Annotated in this window: 14 protein-coding genes; 8 read left to right on the top strand and 6 right to left on the bottom strand. The window is 66.0% G+C overall.

The genetic code is table 11. The features are described 5' to 3' along the window. From ACUTAG_RS07380 to ACUTAG_RS07370, 3 genes are all read right to left on the bottom strand, one after another. Positions 1–1,710, bottom strand: a complete 1,710-nt coding sequence (locus ACUTAG_RS07380; protein ID WP_148319208.1) for an ABC transporter permease — start codon at positions 1,708–1,710, stop codon at positions 1–3. An 87-nt stretch (positions 1,711–1,797) separates the two neighbouring features. After that, a complete protein-coding gene (locus ACUTAG_RS07375) occupies positions 1,798–3,123 on the bottom strand; it encodes an ABC transporter substrate-binding protein (protein WP_148319206.1) in 1,326 nt (441 codons plus the stop codon). A 143-nt stretch (positions 3,124–3,266) separates the two neighbouring features. Further along, on the bottom strand, positions 3,267–3,698 hold the full coding sequence (locus ACUTAG_RS07370; protein WP_020926786.1) for a FlxA-like family protein: 432 nt from the start codon (positions 3,696–3,698) through the stop codon (positions 3,267–3,269). Positions 3,699–3,829: 131 nt separating this feature from the next. Between ACUTAG_RS07370 and ACUTAG_RS07365 the strand changes: the two genes are divergently transcribed. Continuing rightward, positions 3,830–5,140 carry a solute carrier family 23 protein gene (locus tag ACUTAG_RS07365; protein ID WP_024070092.1) on the top strand — a complete coding sequence of 437 codons (1,311 nt, stop codon included), beginning with the start codon at positions 3,830–3,832 and terminating at the stop codon, positions 5,138–5,140. 114 nt (positions 5,141–5,254) lie between these two features. On the opposite strand, the gene ACUTAG_RS07360 is transcribed toward ACUTAG_RS07365, so the two are convergent. Continuing rightward, complete coding sequence (locus tag ACUTAG_RS07360) at positions 5,255–6,874, bottom strand: methyl-accepting chemotaxis protein (protein ID WP_006385476.1); 1,620 nt, start codon at positions 6,872–6,874, stop codon at positions 5,255–5,257. Between the two features lie 697 nt (positions 6,875–7,571). Between ACUTAG_RS07360 and greA the strand changes: the two genes are divergently transcribed. Next, positions 7,572–8,048: a transcription elongation factor GreA gene (gene greA, locus ACUTAG_RS07355; RefSeq protein ID WP_006385475.1), complete on the top strand. Its 477-nt coding sequence runs from the start codon at positions 7,572–7,574 to the stop codon at positions 8,046–8,048. A gap of 124 nt (positions 8,049–8,172) precedes the next feature. On the opposite strand, the gene ACUTAG_RS07350 is transcribed toward greA, so the two are convergent. Beyond that, entirely contained in the window at positions 8,173–8,775 is a 603-nt protein-coding gene (locus ACUTAG_RS07350; protein WP_020926788.1) for a YhbY family RNA-binding protein, read from the bottom strand. 18 nt (positions 8,776–8,793) lie between these two features. Here ACUTAG_RS07350 and ACUTAG_RS07345 point away from each other — a divergent pair, with 18 nt between their 5' ends. The 5 genes from ACUTAG_RS07345 to ACUTAG_RS07325 all read left to right on the top strand — a co-directional run bounded on the left by ACUTAG_RS07345 (position 8,794) and on the right by ACUTAG_RS07325 (position 14,779). Further along, positions 8,794–9,426: an RlmE family RNA methyltransferase gene (locus tag ACUTAG_RS07345; protein ID WP_006385473.1), complete on the top strand. Its 633-nt coding sequence runs from the start codon at positions 8,794–8,796 to the stop codon at positions 9,424–9,426. Between the two features lie 228 nt (positions 9,427–9,654). Next, complete coding sequence (ftsH, locus tag ACUTAG_RS07340) at positions 9,655–11,553, top strand: ATP-dependent zinc metalloprotease FtsH (protein ID WP_006385472.1); 1,899 nt, start codon at positions 9,655–9,657, stop codon at positions 11,551–11,553. 18 nt (positions 11,554–11,571) lie between these two features. After that, positions 11,572–12,417 (top strand): dihydropteroate synthase, encoded by an 846-nt coding sequence (gene folP / locus ACUTAG_RS07335; RefSeq protein WP_006385471.1) that lies wholly within the window; start codon positions 11,572–11,574, stop codon positions 12,415–12,417. Next, positions 12,414–13,757 (top strand): phosphoglucosamine mutase, encoded by a 1,344-nt coding sequence (gene glmM, locus ACUTAG_RS07330; RefSeq protein WP_006385470.1) that lies wholly within the window; start codon positions 12,414–12,416, stop codon positions 13,755–13,757. Before folP ends, glmM begins: the two co-directional genes overlap by 4 nt. 218 nt (positions 13,758–13,975) lie before the next feature. Continuing rightward, the gene (locus ACUTAG_RS07325) at positions 13,976–14,779 is read left to right on the top strand and encodes a GNAT family N-acetyltransferase (RefSeq protein ID WP_006385469.1); all 804 of its coding nucleotides are present in this window, start codon (positions 13,976–13,978) and stop codon (positions 14,777–14,779) included. A 170-nt stretch (positions 14,780–14,949) separates the two neighbouring features. Here the strand turns inward: ACUTAG_RS07325 and ppx are convergent, their stop codons facing one another. Further along, on the bottom strand, positions 14,950–16,437 hold the full coding sequence (gene ppx / locus ACUTAG_RS07320; RefSeq protein WP_006385468.1) for an exopolyphosphatase: 1,488 nt from the start codon (positions 16,435–16,437) through the stop codon (positions 14,950–14,952). A gap of 219 nt (positions 16,438–16,656) precedes the next feature. On the opposite strand from ppx, the gene ppk1 reads away from it, so the two are divergent. Then, positions 16,657–18,732, top strand: coding sequence for a polyphosphate kinase 1 (gene ppk1 / locus ACUTAG_RS07315; protein WP_148319204.1), 2,076 nt, complete (start codon positions 16,657–16,659; stop codon positions 18,730–18,732). Positions 18,733–18,949 lie beyond the last annotated feature (217 nt).

Genomic DNA, 18,949 nt, shown 5'->3' with positions numbered 1-18,949 from the left:
TCAGGCCGTCTCGTCGTGACGCGCCGGGCGCTGGCGCGCCTGGGCGCGTTCCACCAGCAAGTGCGAGACATACGTGCCGACCGCGACCGCGACCACCGCCAGCACGCCCAGCGCCGCGCCGGGGCCCCGGCCCGCCGCGCTTTGCATGTACAGATAGATGCCATAGCTCATCGGCGCCTGGCTGTCCTTGGTGACCAGCATGATGGTGGCCGACAGCTCCACCGCCGCCGTCACGAAGCTGGTCACGAAGCCGGCCAGCATGCCCCCGGCCATCAATGGCACCACCACGCGCCGGATGGTGCGCATCCGGGTCGCGCCGAGCGATTGCGCCGCTTCCTCCAGCGATACGTTGATCTGCTGCAGCGCGGCCACGCACGAACGCAAGGCGTACGGCAGCCGCCGCACCGAGTACGCGATCATGATGATGATCCACGACGAGGTCAGCAGCGTGCCGGTGCCCGGGATCTCCACGCCGCGGAAGGTGCGCAGCAGCCCGATCGCCAGCACGATGCCCGGAATCGCCAGCGCCGCCGAGGCCAGGAAGTCCAGCCACTGGCGCGCCGGCAGCCGGGTGCGCAGCATCAGGTAGGCGATGGCGGTGCCCAGGATCACATCCACGCCCGCCGCCAGGCCGCAATAGAGCAGGGTGTTGGCGATCATGCCCTGCGATTCGCTGAACACCGCGCCGTAGTGCGCCAGCGTGTAGCCGTCCGGCAGCGGCGCGAAGCTCCAGACGCTGGCCAGCGACAGCAGCAGCACCCCCATGTGCGGCGACAGCACCAGCAGCAGCACCAGGACGATCCAGCCATAGGCCAGCACGCTTTCGGCCGGCCGCAGCTTGCGTTTCTGGATCGAGTTGCCGCCCTTTTGCAAGGTGGAATAGTCGCGGCCCTTGAGCACGCGCGCCGACAGCCACAGCGCCAGGATCGAAAAGGCGATCATGATGACGCTGATGACATAGCCCAGCGGATCTTCCAGCCCCACCTGCGTGATGCGCAGATAGGCCTGCGGCGCCAGCATGTTGGTGGTGCCCAGCACCAGCGGCGTGCCCAGGTCGTCGAACACCTTCACGAACACCAGCGAGGCGCCGGCCACGTAGCCCGGCAGCGCCAGCGGGAAGATCACGCGGCGGAACAGCCGGAAGCCGCGCGCGCCCAGGTTGAAGGCCGCTTCCTCCATGGCGCCGTCGATGTTGCGCAGCGCCACCATCAGGTTCATCAGGATGAACGGGAAGTAGTGCAGCGCCTCGACGAAGATGACGCCGTTCAGGCCTTCCATGAACGGGATGGTGAAGCCGAACCAGTCGTTCAGCAGCAGGTTGACGCTGCCGGAACGCCCGAAAATCAGCTGCATCGCCACCGCGCCGACGAAGGGCGGCATGATCAGCGGCAGCACGCCCAGCGTCTGGATGATGAGCGCGCCGCGGAAATCGAAGCGCACCGTGAAGTACGCCAGCGGCACCGCGATCAGCGAGGCCAGCAGCGCCGACCAGCCCGCCACGTAGAGGCTGTTGAAGAACGCTTCCAGCATCAGCGGCTGGTTGAAGAACGCGCCGAAGTGGCCGATGGTGAAGCCGCCATCGGCATTGACGAAGGCGCTGTAGAACACCGTGCCCACCGGCACGGCCAGGAACAGCGCCAGGAAACCCAGCACCAGGAGCGCGGCCAGCACGGGGCCGGCGGGCAGGCGTGAATGGCCCGGAAGATTCATCGAGATTCCCGTAAAGGTTCAAGACAGGCCGCCCGCGGCGGGGCGGCGGCCGGACGGGGCGAGCCCCCCGTCCGGCGCGAGCCGGGCCTAGAGCGCCGCGGCTTCCCGCGCCAGCTTCACGGCCTGCTCATAATTGCTCTTGGCCGTGCCGTTCCATTCGCCTTCCAGCTTGGTGATCTGCTGGTTGACCGCGGCGTCCTTCTTGTTGCCGCTGAAGATCTTCAGGAACTCGGGATCGGCCGCCTGCTTGCCGTCGACCAGCGGCGCCCAGGCCAGCTTGCGGGCCTGCGCCAGCAGTTCGGCCGGCTTGCCGCTCTTGGCCTTGTCGCCGAGCTTGGCCTCGGCGTCGTAGATCGCCTTGGTCGCCGCCTGCAATTCCTTCAGGCGGAACGTGACGGTCTGGTCGTACAGCGACTGCACCACGTAGTAGCGCGTCTGCGACAGGTCGGCGTTGAACTGCACCTTGCTGCGGCGCGCGATCTCGGCCGGATCCGGATAGCCCTGCGGCACCTTGCCGCCCAGCGCCGAATACGGCAGCACCGGCAGGCGCGAGATCTTCGGCTCCAGCAGCAGTTCCTGGCCCGCCTGGCTGAGCGTGAAGGCGATGAACTTCTTGCCTTCCTCGGTGTTCTTGGCGCCGTCGATCAGCGCGATGTTGGCCGGCACGATGGCCGTCTCGGAGGGATAGACGAATTCCACCGGGAACTTCGAGTACTTGCTCGACAGGCCGAAGAAGTCGATCACCGGACCCGCGCCGAACTGGCCGTTGTTGACGCCGTCCGGCACGCCGAACGAGCGCTCGGTCACGGCGCTGCTGTTGCCCGACATGCGCAGCAGCGTGTTCCAGCCGTCGTCCCAGCCTTCGCCCTGCAGGATGGTCTCGACCGTCAGGTGCATGGTGCCCGAGCGCGACGGCGAGGTGATGCCGACGTGGCCGAACCAGTGTGGCGCCAGCAGGTCCTTCCATTCGACCGGGGCGGGGATCTTGTGCGCCGCGATGTAGCGCGTGTTGTAGACGATGCCGTAGCCCGCCAGCGCCTGGCCCAGGTACATGCCGCCCGGGTCGTTGATGGGGTAGTTGCCGATCTTGTCCGGCACGTCCTTGTTGGCGACGTCCGCCGATTTGGCCAGCAGCTTGTCGCGTCCCAGCACCTCGAAGGCGTCCGGGGCGCTGGCCCAGAACACTTCCGGGCGCTGGCCGGCCGGCGTCTCGCGCACGTAGGCGATGCCGGACACGGTGTTCTTGTTGAGGATCTCCAGCGTGATGCCGGGGTTGGCTTTTTCGAACGCGGTCTTGTAGGCCTGGGTCAGGTCTTTCGGGAACGACGTGATCACCGTGACGGTGCCCGCCAGGGCGGGGGCGGCGCAGGTGGCCAGCAGCGCCCCTGCAAGGGCTGTGCGCATTGCATGCATGGTTTGTCTCCGTGGTTTTTCGATTTGTCCGGAGACCTTAGCGGCTGCATGCGCCGCCGGTCCAATCACAAATTTTGATGCGCGCCATCAGTTTGGCGGGCATTCGGGAGAACCCGCGTGAGCGCGCGGATCAGGCCGGCCATCTAGGCCGTGGCCGACACGCCGCCGTTTGCCTTGGCCATCGCCTTGGCCTGCTCGGCCATCACCTGTTGGATCATGCCCATGATCTGCATCGCCTGGGCGTTCAGCGCCTGCAACTGGGTGGCTTTCTGCTCCGCCGACGCATTGCTGGCGCGCACGCGCTCCATCTGCTCCATGACGCGCTTGAGCTGGCGTTGCAGCTCCTTGATCTGGCGCGTGTAATGGTCGTCATTGTCGGACGATTCCGTTTCCTCGGCCTGGCCCACCTTCATGGCGCCCGCATTGGTGACGCGGATCTTGCCGTCGGGCGTGACGGTGACGCCCGGGTCACCGGCCTTGGCGTCCCTGGCCTCCTTGTTGGCCTGGATCTTCTGCGCCCACAGGTCGGCCATGCTGCCGATGCGCGAGGTACCGCTGATGGAATCGATGGCCATGAAGGTCTCCGGGGAGAGGTTTGACTGGGGTTTCCACTAATACGGCATGCTGGCGGGGAACTTAAGTTGCCGCCCGTTCCCGGCCCCCTTTACACTGGCGCCCGCTCACACCAAACACTCCCGGGGAATCCATGTCCAATTCCTATTTTCCGCGCTGGCGCCTGGCGGACGACGCCGAGCCCGGCGTCATCATCGCGCCCGATGAACGCCTGTCGTGGCCCAAGAACGTGGCCATGGGCGCCCAGCACGTGGTGGCGATGTTCGGCTCCACCGTGCTGGCACCGCTGCTGATGGGCTTCGACCCCAACGTTGCCATCCTGATGTCGGGCATCGGCACGCTGATCTTCTTCCTGTTCGTGGGCGGGCGCGTACCCAGCTACCTGGGGTCCAGCTTCGCCTTCATCGGCGGCGTCATCGCGGTCACCGGTTACGCCGGCGGCGGCGCCAACGCCAACATTGGCGTGGCGCTGGGCGCCATCATCGCCTGCGGCCTGGCCTATACGCTGATCGGCGTTCTCGTCTGGATCGCCAACGGCCGCGCCGGCGGCGGCGCCAACTGGATCGACACCCTGATGCCGCCGGTGGTGACCGGCGCGGTGGTCGCGGTGATCGGCCTGAACCTGGCCCCCATCGCCGCCAAGGGCGCCATGGGCGCCTCGGGCTTCGACAGTGCCATGGCGATCGTCACCATCCTGTGCGTGGGCGGCATCGCCGTCTATACCAAGGGCATGGTGCAGCGCCTGTTGATCCTGGTCGGCCTGATCCTGGCCTGCGTGGTGTACGCGATCTTCGCCAACGGCATGGGCCTGGGCAAGCCGATGGACTTCTCGGCCGTGTCGGCCGCCGCCTGGTTCGGTCTGCCGCACTTCGCCGCGCCGGTGTTCAAGGCCGAGGCCATGGGCCTGATCGTGCCGGTGGCCATCATCCTGGTCGCCGAGAACCTGGGCCACGTCAAGGCGGTCAGCGCCATGACCGGCCAGGACCTGGATCGCTACCTGGGCCGCGCCTTCGTCGGCGACGGCGTGGCCACCATGGTCTCGGGCGCGGTCGGCGGCACCGGCGTCACCACCTACGCCGAGAACATCGGCGTGATGGCCGTGACCCGCATCTACTCGACCCTGGTATTCGTGATCGCCGCGCTGATCGCCATCGTGCTCGGGTTCTCGCCCAAGTTCGGGGCCCTGATCCAGACCATTCCCGCGCCGGTGCTGGGCGGCATGTCGGTGGTGGTGTTCGGCCTGATCGCCATTGCCGGGGCCCGCATCTGGGTGGTCAACCAGGTCGATTTCAGCGACAACCGCAACCTGATCGTGGCCGCGGTCACGCTGGTGCTGGGCGCGGGCGACTTCACCGTCAAGCTGGGCAATTTCACCCTGGGCGGCATCGGTACCGCGACTTTCGGCGCCATCATTCTCTACGCCCTGTTGCGCCGCAAGAAATAGGACGGGGCATGGGCGGCGGCCCATGCGCTGTTCCAGGGCCATGGGCCGCCCCGATCCTGCCCGGGGCGCCGCCGTGCCTGCGCCGCCCCGGATTCAGAAACCCGCCGCGCCTTTTCAGGGGCGCGACAAGCGCGAAGCCGGCGCCCGGCCGGTCATCTGCACCGGCGCCGCCTCGATCACCTGGCCCGACTGGGTCTTGAACACCGCGGTCGCCTCGGCCAGGCGCCTGGCCTGCTCCTCCATCGCCGATGCGGCCGCCGAGGCCTGTTCCACCAGCGCGGCGTTCTGCTGCGTCACTTCGTCCATCTGCGAGACCGCCAGGCTGACCTGATCGATGCCGCCCGCCTGTTGCGTCGATGCGGCGGAGATCTCGCCCATGATGTCGGCCACCCGCTGCACCGAGGTCACGATTTCCTCCATCGTCTGGCCGGCGGCCGATACCTGGGCCGAGCCGGCCGCGACCGTCTCGACCGAGGTTTCGATCAGCGCCTTGATTTCCTTGGCCGCCTGCGCCGCGCGCTGCGCCAGCGTGCGCACTTCGCCCGCCACCACCGCGAAACCCTTGCCCTGTTCGCCCGCCCGGGCCGCCTCCACCGCCGCGTTCAGCGCCAGGATGTTGGTCTGGAAGGCGATACCGTCGATCACCGAGACGATGTCGGCGATGCGTCGCGAGCTGTCGGAAATGCCCTGCATGGTGGCCACCACCTGGCCGACCGTGTGGCCGCCACGCTGCGCCACCTCCATGCTGACCGCCGCCAGCTGGTTGGCCTGGGCCGCGTTCTCGGCGTTCTGCTTTACCGTGGTGGCCAGCTCTTCCATGGTCGACGCGGTTTCCTCCAGCGCCGCTGCCTGCTCCTCGGTGCGGGTGGACAGGTTGGCGTTGCCGGCGGCGATTTCCGCGGCGCCGATGTTGATTTCCTCGACTCCCTGGCGCACGGCCGTCACCGTGCGGGTCAGCCCTTCCTGCATGCGCCGCACCGCCGAGAACAGCATGCCGATTTCATTATTGGAGCGTGCCTCGACGCGCTGGGTCAGGTCGCCGGCGGCGATGCGATCGAAATGCCGGCCGGCGTCCTGCAGCGGCAGCAGCACGCCACGCCGGATGAAGGCCCAGCACAGCGCGGCCAACAACAGCGCCACGGACAGCAGCACGATTGCCGACATTCTTGCGGTGGAATAAGTGGTCTGCGAGCGTGCCAGCACGTCGTCGCTGCGTTCCTGCACCCGCGTCAGGAAAACCTGCATGTCCTTGGCGAAAGCGGCATCGGCCTGGCGCACCCGCGGCTCGCTCTGCTGGTAGCGGGCCGCGGAGCGTTCCTTGAGGGCGGCGTCCAGTTCGTCCAGCACTGCCACATAGGCATTGAACTGACCTTGCAGAATCTGCGCCAGCTCCTGGCCGCGTTCGCTCTTTGGCACCGCCATATAGCGGGTGAACCGCTCGCGCGCCTGTTGCAGCTGGCTGGCGGCGGCGGACTCGGCGGTGGCGGCCTGGTCGGCGGCGCCCGCCTGTAGGTCGGCGATACCGGCGCCGAGCGCCAGCCGCGCCCGCAGCAGGGCGCCGCTGGCCTCGTATAGCGGGTCGACCTGATGCACGGCCACATTATTCAGGTCCTCGATTTCCCGGACACTGTTTTCCGCATTGCGCCAACTCAGCCCGCACGCCAGGGCCAGGGTAATGACGAAAAAGAACAGCACCAGCATCATGCCCGTACGGACTTTCATTTTTTCCAGCATGGGAGCTCCCGTTCTTGAACGCGCTCCACCCCAGGCGCGGGCCTTTGCCCGCAAGCGCCACGGCGGAGGGACGAACGTCGAGCCGGATGACTGCGATGCGTCCGCCCAACCTGCAACACGCACAATCAATCGATTTACGCGGCGGCCATGAACAGCCGGCGCGTCCCTTCGCTGCGAACCAGAAAAAATGCCGGCGAATACCGGCATGTATTTAATTGTTATTAATGGGCCAGTTTGTCGGTTATACCTTTTTTATTGAATACAACCGGCCGTTTTTACATAAACCCGGCCACCGCCGGGTTTATCCCTATCGCGCAGTATCTTTTACGCAACGCGGGTTGTAGCTGGGAAACGACGGGTTTTAGCGGGTTACGGCGGCGAAATGCGCCGAAAACGCCGGTTTCTCCGGTGGCTTGCAATTCCCGCGGACTTTGACCACAATATGACCTTGATTGCCCCGGTTCCGACCCGAGCCGGGGTTTTGTTTTGGTCGCAGCTTGCCGCATTCGTCCGGCGGGCCGGCCCGAGCGGGCGCAAGGGGATCCATCGGGTTCAGCTTTGCCCGCCCCTGGCCGTTCCGCTCCTGGCGATGCCCGTCACGTATCAGCTTCCGACGGCGCCCCATGCGTCAGGTCCAAGACCTTCACACCGAGAACGCTCCGTCGGGGGCGTTTTCTACTTTTGTTTGGGAAACGACATGTCTGCCATTCCTTTGACCGTGCGCGGGGCCGAGCGCTTGCAAGAAGAGCTCCAGCGGCTGAAAACCGTGGAACGTCCCGCCGTCATCAACGCTATCGCCGAAGCGCGCGCGCAGGGCGATCTGTCGGAAAACGCCGAGTACGACGCGGCTCGCGAGCGCCAGGGTTTCATCGAGGGCCGGATCGCCGAGCTTGAGGGCACGCTTTCCAATGCCCACCTGATCGATCCGACCTCGCTCGAGGCCGAAGGTCGCGCCGTGTTTGGCGCCACCGTCGACATCGAGGACCTGGATTCGGGCGATCGCGTGACGTACCAGATCGTCGGCGACGTCGAAGCCGACATCAAGTCGAACCTGATCTCCGTGTCGAGCCCCGTGGCCCGCGCGCTGATCGGCAAGAGCGAAGGCGACGTGGTCGAGGTCAAGGCCCCGGCTGGCGTTCGTGAGTATGAAGTGTTGAGCGTGCGTTACATCTGACGCTGGCTCTGAGCGGTAAAATCAGCAAAACACCATAGCCCGCACCGGATATCCGGCACGGCAATATTGCGGAACGCTATGGTGGACCGGGCGCGTAAAGCGCCCGTTTTTGTGCCCGGCGGTACTATCTTTTGGGCGACGACTTGCGGCTGGTGCCGCTGCGGGCCCCGGCCCGCAGGCTCAGCGCGCTGCCGGCGCGGCGCGGAATGCCGTGGCTGCCGGAAGTGGTTTTCTTGGTGCCGGGACGCATCGGCTTGCCGTTCTTGTTGAGCTGGTCCTGCGGCACGAAGCGCGTCTTGGGCTTGGGCTCTTCGGTTTCGGAACGGCGCGGGCGCTTGGCCAGGGTCTTGCCCTCGGCGGCCAGCTTCTTGGGCGTATGCGGCTCGGAGGCGCGGCGCTTGGCGGGGCGTTCCGGCTCGAGGGCGGCCAGCACGGGCGGCTTGATGTTGCCGGCCAGCGGGCGGAACAGGATCAGGGTCTTGCCCAGGTGGTGCACCGGGGCGCAGGACAGCGTGTCGCAGATGGTCGACAGCATGGCCTCGCGGGCCTCGCGATCGTCGCCGCCGGCCCGGACCTTGATCAGGCCGTGGGAAGTGAGTGCCAGGTCGATTTCCTTGAGCACGGCTTCGGTCAGGCCGTTGTCGCCGATCAGGACGACGGGGCGCAGAGGGTGGGCGGCGGACCGAAGGTCGCTACGCTCACGAGAGGTAAGTTCTAATATAGGCATGCGTGGAATTGTACGGTAATGGCCAAGAATAAATTCTCCAAAGACTGGATTCACCAGCACATCAACGATCCCTATGTGAAGATGGCGCAACAGAAGGGCTACCGGGCCCGCGCCGCCTTCAAGCTGATCGAGATTCTCGATACCGAGAAGCTGTTGCGGCGTGGCGACCTGGTGGTCGACCTGGGCTCGGCGCCCGGCAGCTGGTCGCAGGTGGCGCGCGAGCGCCTGGCGGGCCCCGGCGGGGTGGTGGACGGGCGCATCATCGCGCTCGACATGCTGCCCATGGAGCCCGTGGCGGGCGTCGAATTCATCCAGGGCGACTTCCGCGAGGATGACATTTTGAAACAACTGGAAGACATGGTCGGATCGCGCGCAGTGGACCTTGTAATCTCCGACATGGCCCCCAACTTGTCTGGCGTGGGTATCGCCGACGCCGCGCGCATCCAGCACGTGTGCGAGCTGGCGATGGAATTTTCCCTTGCCCACCTCAAGCCCAACGGGGCGCTGATCGTCAAGGCATTCCACGGAACCGGCTTTTCGCAGATCGTGGAGTCCTACAAACAGCACTTCAAGCGGGTGGTCGAGCGCAAGCCGAAGGCATCGCGGGACAAGTCCTCCGAAACCTTTCTGGTTGCGCGCGATCTGAAATGACCCGCGCCAGGGCACGTGCCCTGGTGTCACAAGAACCTACCGGCCCGACGGCGGCCGGCCTGCCGAGACAACGACCAGCAAAATCACGAATCAGACGTAACTTAGCGGCCCGCCCCTTCCCAGGACGCAACCCGGTCCGACAGGGTAGAATGGGCTATTGACATACTTGTGACTGTGCCATATGCGGGTGCGCGGTCGCCGGTCGGAATCGAAAGCAGGAGATCGACCTTGAATAATTCATTTTCGAAAGTCGCCGTCTGGATGGTGATAGCCCTGGTGCTATTCACGGTCTTCAAGCAGTTCGACGGACGCGCGCAGACCCAGGACGGCGTGACCTACACGCAGTTCATGGACGACGCCAAGGCGGGCCGTATCCGCAAGGTGGACGTGCAGGGCGGCCCTGGTGGTGACGTGCTCTACGTCACGCCGGACGCGGGCCGCGCCTACACGCTGACCTCGCCGGGCGACCTCTGGATGGTTTCCGACCTGCTCAAGTACGGCGTGCAGGTGTCGGGCAAGCCGCGCGAAGAGCAGTCACTGCTCATGAGCATCTTCGTGTCCTGGTTCCCCATGCTGCTGCTGATCGGCGTGTGGGTGTTCTTCATGCGCCAGATGCAGGGCGGCGGCAGGGGCGGCGCGTTCAGCTTCGGCAAGTCGCGCGCTCGCATGCTCGACGAGAACACCAACCAGATCACCTTCGCCGACGTCGCCGGCTGCGATGAGGCCAAGGAAGACGTCCAGGAACTGGTCGACTTCCTGCGCGACCCCAGCAAGTTCCAGAAGCTGGGCGGCCGCATCCCGCGCGGCGTGCTGATGGTCGGCTCGCCCGGCACCGGCAAGACGCTGCTGGCCAAGGCCATCGCCGGCGAAGCCAAGGTGCCGTTCTTCAGCATCTCCGGTTCGGACTTCGTTGAAATGTTCGTCGGCGTGGGCGCGGCCCGCGTGCGCGACATGTTCGAGAACGCCAAGAAGCACGCGCCCTGCATCATCTTCATCGACGAAATCGACGCGGTCGGCCGCCAGCGTGGCGCCGGGCTGGGCGGCGGCAACGACGAACGCGAGCAGACGCTGAACCAGATGCTGGTGGAAATGGACGGCTTCGAGTCGGGCCAGGGCGTCATCGTGATCGCCGCCACCAACCGTCCCGACGTGCTGGATCCGGCGCTGCTGCGTCCGGGCCGCTTCGACCGCCAGGTCGTGGTGCCGCTGCCCGACATCCGCGGCCGCGAGCAGATCCTGAAGGTCCACATGCGCAAAGTGCCGCTGTCGCCCAACGTCGACGCTACCATCCTGGCGCGCGGCACCCCGGGCTTCTCGGGCGCCGACCTGGCCAACCTGGTCAACGAGGCCGCGCTGTTCGCCGCGCGCCGCAACGGCCGCACGGTCGACATGTCGGACTTCGAAAAGGCCAAGGACAAGATCATCATGGGCGCCGAGCGCCGCTCGATCGTCATGCCCGAAGAGGAACGCAAGAACACCGCGTACCACGAGTCCGGCCACGCCATCGTCGCCCGCATGCTGCCCAAGACCGATCCGGTCCACAAGGTCACCATCATCCCGCGCGGCCGCGCGCTGGGCGTGACGATGCAGTTGCCCGAGACCGATCGCTACAGCATGGACAAGAGCCGCCTGCTGTCGACCATCGCGGTGCTGTTCGGCGGCCGTATCGCCGAAGAGATCTTCATGAACCAGATGACCACCGGCGCCTCGAACGACTTCGAACGCGCCACGGCCATCGCCCGCGACATCGTCACACGCTACGGCATGACCGACGAACTGGGCCCGATGGTCTACGCCGAGAACGAAGGCGAGGTCTTCCTGGGCCGCAGCGTGACCAAGACCACGCACATGTCCGAAGCCACCATGCAGAAGGTGGATTCCGAGATCCGCCGCATCATCGACGAGCAGTACGGTGTCGCGCGCAAGATCCTGGAAGACAACCGCGACAAGGTCGAAGTCATGACCGCCGCGCTGCTCGAATGGGAAACCATCGACGCCGACCAGATCGACGACATCATCGAGGGCCGCCCGCCGCGTCCCCCGAAGACGCCGCAGGGTCCGTCGGACACGTCGGACACGCCTCCGACCGGCCTGGCCGCCGGCGGCAACACGGCAGCCGCGGTCTGAGGTCTTTCGTCCTGATTTATGGCGAATAACTTCCTTTGCGGGCGCTTCGAGTTCGATCTCGAGCGCCCGCTTGTCATGGGTATCGTCAATGTCACGCCGGACTCGTTTTCCGACGGCGGCCAGCACGACGATACCGATTCCGCGGTGGCGCATGCGCGCCGCTTGATCGAAGAGGGCGCGCGGATCCTGGACCTGGGCGGCGAGTCGACGCGGCCGGGCGCCGAACCGGTGTCGGTCGCCGACGAACTGGCGCGCCTGCTGCCGGTGATCGAGGCGCTGCGCGATTGCGGCGTGCCGCTGTCCATCGACACCTTCAAGCCCGAAGTCATGCGCGCCGTGCTCGACGCCGGCGCCGACATGATCAACGACATCTACGGGTTCAGGCAGCCGGGCGCCATCGAGGCGGTGGCGCAGTCGCGCTGCGGATTGTGCGTCATGCACATGAAAGGTGAGCCGCGCACCATGCAGGCGACGCCGCCTGAATATTCCGACCTGATCGGCGAAATCGGACTCTTCCTGGGATCGCGGGCGCAAAAGCTGCGCGCCGCCTGGGTCGATCCCCGACGCATCGTGCTGGACCCCGGTTTCGGGTTCGGCAAGACCGCCGACCAGAATTTCCAATTGCTGCGCCGGCTGTCCAGCCTGCGCAGCGGCGGTTATCCATTGCTGATCGGCCTGTCGCGCAAGAACATGATCGGCCAGGCCACCGGCCGGCCGGTCGGCGACCGGCTGCCCGGCAGCATTGCCGCCGCCCTGGCCTGTGTGGCCCGTGGCGCCTCCATCGTGCGGGTGCACGACGTGGCGGCCACGGTCGACGCGCTCAAGGTCTGGCAGGCGGCTGAACAAGGAGCAATCACTTCATGATTCGACGCAAGTATTTTGGTACCGATGGTGTGCGCGGCGAAGTCGGCGGCGCGGTGATCAACGCCGAATTCGCCCTGCGCCTGGGCTACGCCGCGGGCCGCGTGCTGGCCCGCGAGCACGCGGTGCGTGGCGGCAGCCGCCCGCAGGTGGTGATCGGCAAGGACACCCGCATTTCCGGCTACATGCTGGAATCGGCGCTGGAAGCCGGGTTGTCGGCCGCGGGCATCGACGTGCTGCTGGCCGGCCCGATTCCCACGCCCGCGGTCGCCTACCTGACCCGCGCGCTGCGCCTGGTCGCCGGCATCGTCATCAGCGCCTCGCACAATCCCTACCAGGATAATGGCATCAAGTTCTTCTCGGCCCAGGGCATGAAATTGCCCGACGAGATCGAGGCCGCCATCGAGATCGCCCTGGACGAACCGCTGGGCTGCGTCAGCTCTGAAGGCCTGGGGCGCGCGCGCCGCATGTCGGATTCCCAGGGCCGCTACATTGAATTCTGCAAGAGCACCTTCCCCAACGATCTGGACCTGAACGGCATGACGATCGTGGTGGACGCGGCCCACGGCGCGGCCTACAACATCGCGCCGCATGTGTTCCGCGAACTGGGCGCCGAAGTGCACGCCATCGGGGTGCATCCCGACGGTTTCAACATCAACAAGGGCGTGGGCGCGCTGCACCCCGAACTGCTGGCCAAGGAAGTGAAGGCGCGCGGCGCCCAACTGGGCATCGCGCTGGACGGCGATGCCGACCGCCTGCAGATGGTGGATGGCGACGGCCGCATCTACAACGGCGACGAATTGCTCTACGCGATCCTGCGCGAGCGCATGCAGCGCGGCAAGGTGGATGGCGTGGTCGGCACGCTGATGACCAACTTCGGCTTCGAGCGCGAACTGCAACGCCTGGGCGTGGGTTTCGAGCGCGCGAATGTGGGCGACCGCTACGTGCTGGAGCAGATGCAGGCGCGCGGCTGGCTGTATGGCGGCGAAAGCTCGGGCCACCTGCTGTGCCTGGACTGCCATTCGACCGGCGACGGCATCGTGGCGGCGCTGCAGGTGCTGACGGCGTTGCGTCGCAACCATGTGTCGATGGCCGATTGGGTCAAGGATCTGCGCATGTACCCACAGAAGATGATCAACGTGCCGTTGACGCCGGGCCAGGATTGGAAAACGCACCCCGGCCTGACGGCGGCGCGCCGGGCAGTCGAGGAGGAACTGGCGGGCCGCGGTCGGATCCTGATCCGCGCTTCCGGCACCGAGCCCAAGCTGCGGCTGATGGTCGAGGCCGAAGACGAGGCCCTGGCCGTGGCCAGCGCCGAGAAGCTGGCGGCCAGCCTGGGGTAGGTCCACCACCCGCTCCAGACCCGACATGGCCATTCATTGTTTTGCGATGAATGGCCATTATTTGTGAATATTTCGTCTTTGTTTGTAAAGTTTTGTCGAGCTTTGCAGGAATTGACTCTCCTCGCTCCAAACTAAACTTCATAGTCACGTAACATATTGGTCAAGTCATTGACATACAGGGCGTCCAAACTGACCGGACTCTCTAGGAGCTTCGCGCAATGCTGGAACTAGCACGCATCAACCCAAGCCGTAATGCCGCAGAACCATGGACGGGCGCCGCCCCCCGGGTGCTGGTGGTCGGCCTGGCGCGCACGGCCGAGGAAATCGAACAGATCCAGCGCCTGCGCTACGACGTCTTCACCGAAGACATGGGTGCGGTCTTCCCGGATGCCCAGGACGGAATCGAGCACGACCGCTTCGATCCTTTCTGCGAGCACCTGATGGTGCGCGAGCTCGACACCGGCCGCGTCGTGGGCACCTACCGCATCCTTACGCCCGAAAAGGCGCGCGAGGCGGGCGGCTACTACTCGCAGTCCGAATTCGACCTGTCGGGGCTGGGCGCCATCCGCGACGAACTGGTGGAGGTGGGGCGTTCGTGCACCCACGCCGACTACCGCAACGGCGCGGTCATCATGCTGTTGTGGTCGGGCCTGGCGGAATACCTGCGCCGCGGCGGCTACCAATACGTGCTCGGTTGCGCCAGCGTCAGCCTGCGCGACGATGGCGTCACGGCGGCCGAAGTGTGGCGCACCATTTCCAAGCAGCTGCCGAAAGAGGGCGAGCCGCAGGTCACGCCCTTGCATCGCTACCCCGTGGAAAAGCTCAACAGCACGCTGCCGGCGCGCGTGCCGCCGCTGATCAAGGGATACCTGAAACTGGGCGCCACGGTTTGCGGCGAACCGGCCTGGGACCCCGATTTCAACGCGGCGGATTTCCCGGTGCTGCTGAAGATGGACGGCATGGACGAGCGCTACCGCCGCCATTTCGGCCTGGATCAACCCGCGACCGTCGGCCAGCGCTGATCATGCGCCGCCTGCTCCGCCGTATGAAGATCAAACTGATTCGGCGGGCCACGCGGCCTTTCCGCCTGGAGCTCAAGCAGCTCGATCGCCAGACCGACCTGTCGCCGTTCTAGCCGCCCCCCGCCGTTGCATGGCAAAAGGCCCCGGATATTTCCGGGGCCTTGTCGTTTTCAGAACTCGAGCAGCTCGAACGAGAAGCCGACCTTCGACCATTCCGCTTCTTCCGCCCGCAGCGTGAAGTCGCTGAGCGGGTGTTGCGCCAGCCAGTCACGGTTCACGCGCACCACGATGGAATCGTTGCGCATGGACGCGGTCAGGGGCAGCGGTTCGATTTCACCGCGGCGGCGGAACAGCAGCACGGCCAGCCGCAGGCTCAGGATGGCCATCCATTGGGCGCGGTTGCGCACCAGCGGTTCCAGCTTGCCCAGCTTGCCCTGGTGGCCCAGCGCCAGCAGCGCCAGCAGCTGCTGGTCGGCGCGGGAAAAGCCGGGCATGTCGGCGTTTTCAAGCACGTAGGCGGTGTGCTTGTGATAGGCGTTGTGGGCGATCGACAGCCCGACTTCGTGCAGGTCGGCGGCCCAGCCCAGGGCCGCGCGCAATTCGGTGCGTTCGGCGCCTTCGGGCATCATCGCGTCGAACAGGCTGAGCGCGGCGTGGCGCACGCGCCGGGCCTGGTTGACGTCGACGTGGTAGCGCTTCACGAACTGGCGCACCGATTCGTCGCGCTTGTCGTGTTCGTCGTCGCGGCCGAGCAGGTCGTACAGCACGCCCAGGCGCAGGGCGCCGTCGCCCGTGTGCATGACGTCGATGCCAAGCTCGTCGAACAGCGCGCTCATGATGGCCAGCCCGCCCGGCAGCACGTCGGCGCGCTCGACCTTGATGCCGGGCAGTTCCGACGGGATGACGCGGCCGGCGCGCACGATGCGGTCCTTCAGCTTGCTCAGGCCGGCGCGGGTGATGCCGCGGTCGGACATGCCGCCTTCGGTGAGGATGGCGAACAGTGCCTTGGCGGTGCCGGACGAGCCGTAGGCTTCCTTCCAGCCCGTCTTGCGGTACTGCTTGGCGATGACTTCGATCTCGCGCCGGGCGGCCAGTTCGGCCTGCTTCATCTGGTGGGCGTCGACGATGCCATCCGAGAAGAACTGCCGGCTATAGCTGACGCAGCCCATATACAGGGACGACATCAGGCCGGGCTCGTGGCCCTTGCCGATGATGACCTCGGTGGAGCCGCCGCCGATGTCGATCACCAGGCGCTTGTTGGGCGAAGGGGGCAGGGTATGGACCACGCCCGAGAAGATCAGGCGGGCCTCTTCGCGGCCGGCGATGACTTCGATGGGAAAGCCCAGGGCAGCCTCGGCCCGGGGCAGGAAATCGCGGGTGTTGCGCGCGACCCGGAAGGTGTTGGTCGCCACCGCGCGCACACGGTTGGGATGGAAACTGCGCAGGCGATCGCCGAAACGTTCGAGGACGGCGATGGCGCGCTCGATGGCGTCGTCGCCCAGGCGTTTTTCGGCGTCCAGCCCGGCGGCGAGCCGGACGGTTTCCTTGAGGCGGTCGATCTGGTAGATCTGGGGCGTACCGTCCTGCTGAACGATGCGTCCGATGGAGAGGCGGAAGCTGTTGGACCCGAGGTCCACGGCGGCCAGAAGTTGATCCATGCGGCTCGTGATTTTGGCTGTGAGGTGGCCTGATTATAGAGACCCCATATGACAGCGCCGGCCCCCGCGGGTTTTCGCTTATGGAACAGATAGTTGGCGCCGGGAGACCATGCGCCATACGTCCCGGTTTTGTCGTACGCTACGCATTTGGCGTTGTGTCATAGAACCGTCACTCTTTTGAAGTAAAACTCCACGCTTTCCTTACGTATGGAATCCGGTATGACCACTCGCCCGCCCGCCGAGCCGCTGCTGCTGAACCGTGAATTGTCGCTGCTCAAATTCAACGAGCGCGTGCTGGCGATGGCGGAAAGTCCCGGCACGCCCCTGCTCGAACGGCTGCGCTACGTGTGCATCGTCAGTTCCAACCTGGACGAGTTCTTCGAGATCCGGATCTCCAGCCTGAAAGAGCAGCAGCGCCAGTCGCCCAACCTGGTGGGGCCGGACGGCATGACGCCCGACCAGGCGTTCGAGAACGTCCAGCAGGCGGTGCACGAACTGGTGGGGCGCCAGTATGCGTTGCTCAACGACGCCATCCTGCCGGCGCTGCAGGCCGAGGGCATCGCGCTGCATCATGCGTCGGAATGGAATGCCGAGCAGCAGGAATGGGCGCGCGAGGTCTTCAACCGCGACGTCATGCCGCTGCTGACCCCGATCGGGCTGGACCCGGCGCATCCGTTTCCGCGGGTCTACAACAAGAGCCTGAACTTCATCGTTTCCCTGTCCGGCGCCGACGCCTTCGGCCGCCAGGCCTCTATCGCCGTGGTGCAGGCGCCGCGCGCGCTGCCGCGCCTGATCAAGATGCCGCAGGAGCTGTCCGGCCATCCGGAAGGCTACATCCTGCTGACCTCGTTGCTGCGCGCCTTCGTCGGCGAGCTGTTTCCGGGCCTGGAAATGCTGGGCTGCTACCAGTGGCGGGTGACGCGCAACAGCGACCTGTTCGTGGACGAGGAAGAAGTCACCAACCTGCGCCACGCCTTGCAGGGCGAGCTGTCGCAGCGCAACTTCGGCGCGGCGGTGCGGCTGGAGATCGACAAGCTGACCCCGGTCGAGCTGGAAACCTTCCTGCAGCGCGAATTCTCGCTCAAGCCCGAGGACACCTACCGCGTGCCGGGGCCGGTGAACCTGTCGCGCCTGATGCAGCTGTGCAATTCGCCCAACCGGCCCGACCTGCTGTTCCCCGACTACCGCGCGCCGGTGCCGGCGCCGTTCGACCGCGTGGGTGACAAGCCGGCCGAGCTGTTCGAGGCCGTGGCCGAGCAGGACCGCCTGCTGCACCACCCCTATCAGTCGTTCCAGCCCGTCATCGATTTCCTGACCGCCGCCGCGCTGGATCCGGACGTGATGGCCATCAAGCAGACCATCTACCGCACCGGCGAGGATTCCGAGCTGATGAAGATCCTGCTGGCCGCCGCGCGCGCCGGCAAGGAAGTGACGGTGGTGGTGGAGCTGATGGCGCGTTTCGACGAACAGACCAACATCAACTGGGCCTCCAAGCTGGAAGAGGTGGGGGCGCACGTGGTGTACGGCGTGGTCGCGCACAAGACCCACGCCAAGATGGCGGTGGTGCTGCGGCGCGAAAAGGGCCGCCTGCGCCGTTATGCCCACCTGGGCACCGGCAACTACCATCCGCGCACGGCGCGCCTGTATACCGATTTCGGCCTGCTGACCGCCGATCCGAAGCTGTGCGAGGACATGGACAAGGTGTTTGCGCAGCTGACCGGCCTGGGCGCGCGCCGCGCGCTCAAGTCGCTGATGCAGTCGCCCTTCACCATGCATGACGGCATGGTGGCGCTGATCCGCGCCGAGGCGCGCGCCGCCAAGGCGGGCCAGCGCGCCCGCATCATGGCCAAGATGAACTCGCTGCTGGAAGAGCAGATCATCGAGGAACTCTACAAGGCCAGCCAGGCCGGCGTGAAGATCGACCTGATCGTGCGCGGCGTCTGCGCGCTGCGCGCGGGGGTGCCGGGGCTGTCGGAAAACATCCGGGTGCGTTCCATCGTCGGCCGCTTCCTGGAGCACTCGCGCGTCTTCTATTTCTATGCCGACGGCGCCGAGACGGTGTACCTGTCCTCGGCCGACTGGATGGACCGCAACTTCTTCCGCCGCGTCGAAATCGCCTTCCCGATCTACGACAAGACCCTCAAAAAGCGCGTCATCGACGAGGCCTTCACCTTCGCCCTGCGCGACAACCAGCTCGCCTGGCAACAACAGGCCGACGGCGACTACGTCCGCGTCCGCAGCCGCCGCGAACCCTTCAATCTGCACCAATACTTGATGCAGAAACTGGGCGTGTAACACTAGGCCGGGGCAACTCGCGCCCCATTTCCGCATAGCGGGACACCCGGCAAAAGGCACGCCTGGCCAGAGCGAGCAACCCGTCCCCACATCCCCACCAGCAAGCCGCCCCCCATCCCAACCGGCCCCTCCCAAGCCAGGCCGCGCGGATCCGGCTCCGCCGGTCCGCTACCGGCACCCACCGGGGGGCGGACTCCGTCCCCACATCCCCACCAGC

This window comes from Achromobacter sp. CSND-B12 (assembly GCF_052906545.1).
The sequence above is the reverse complement of the archived record's forward strand: the minus strand, read 5'-3'. Positions and strand labels throughout refer to the sequence as shown.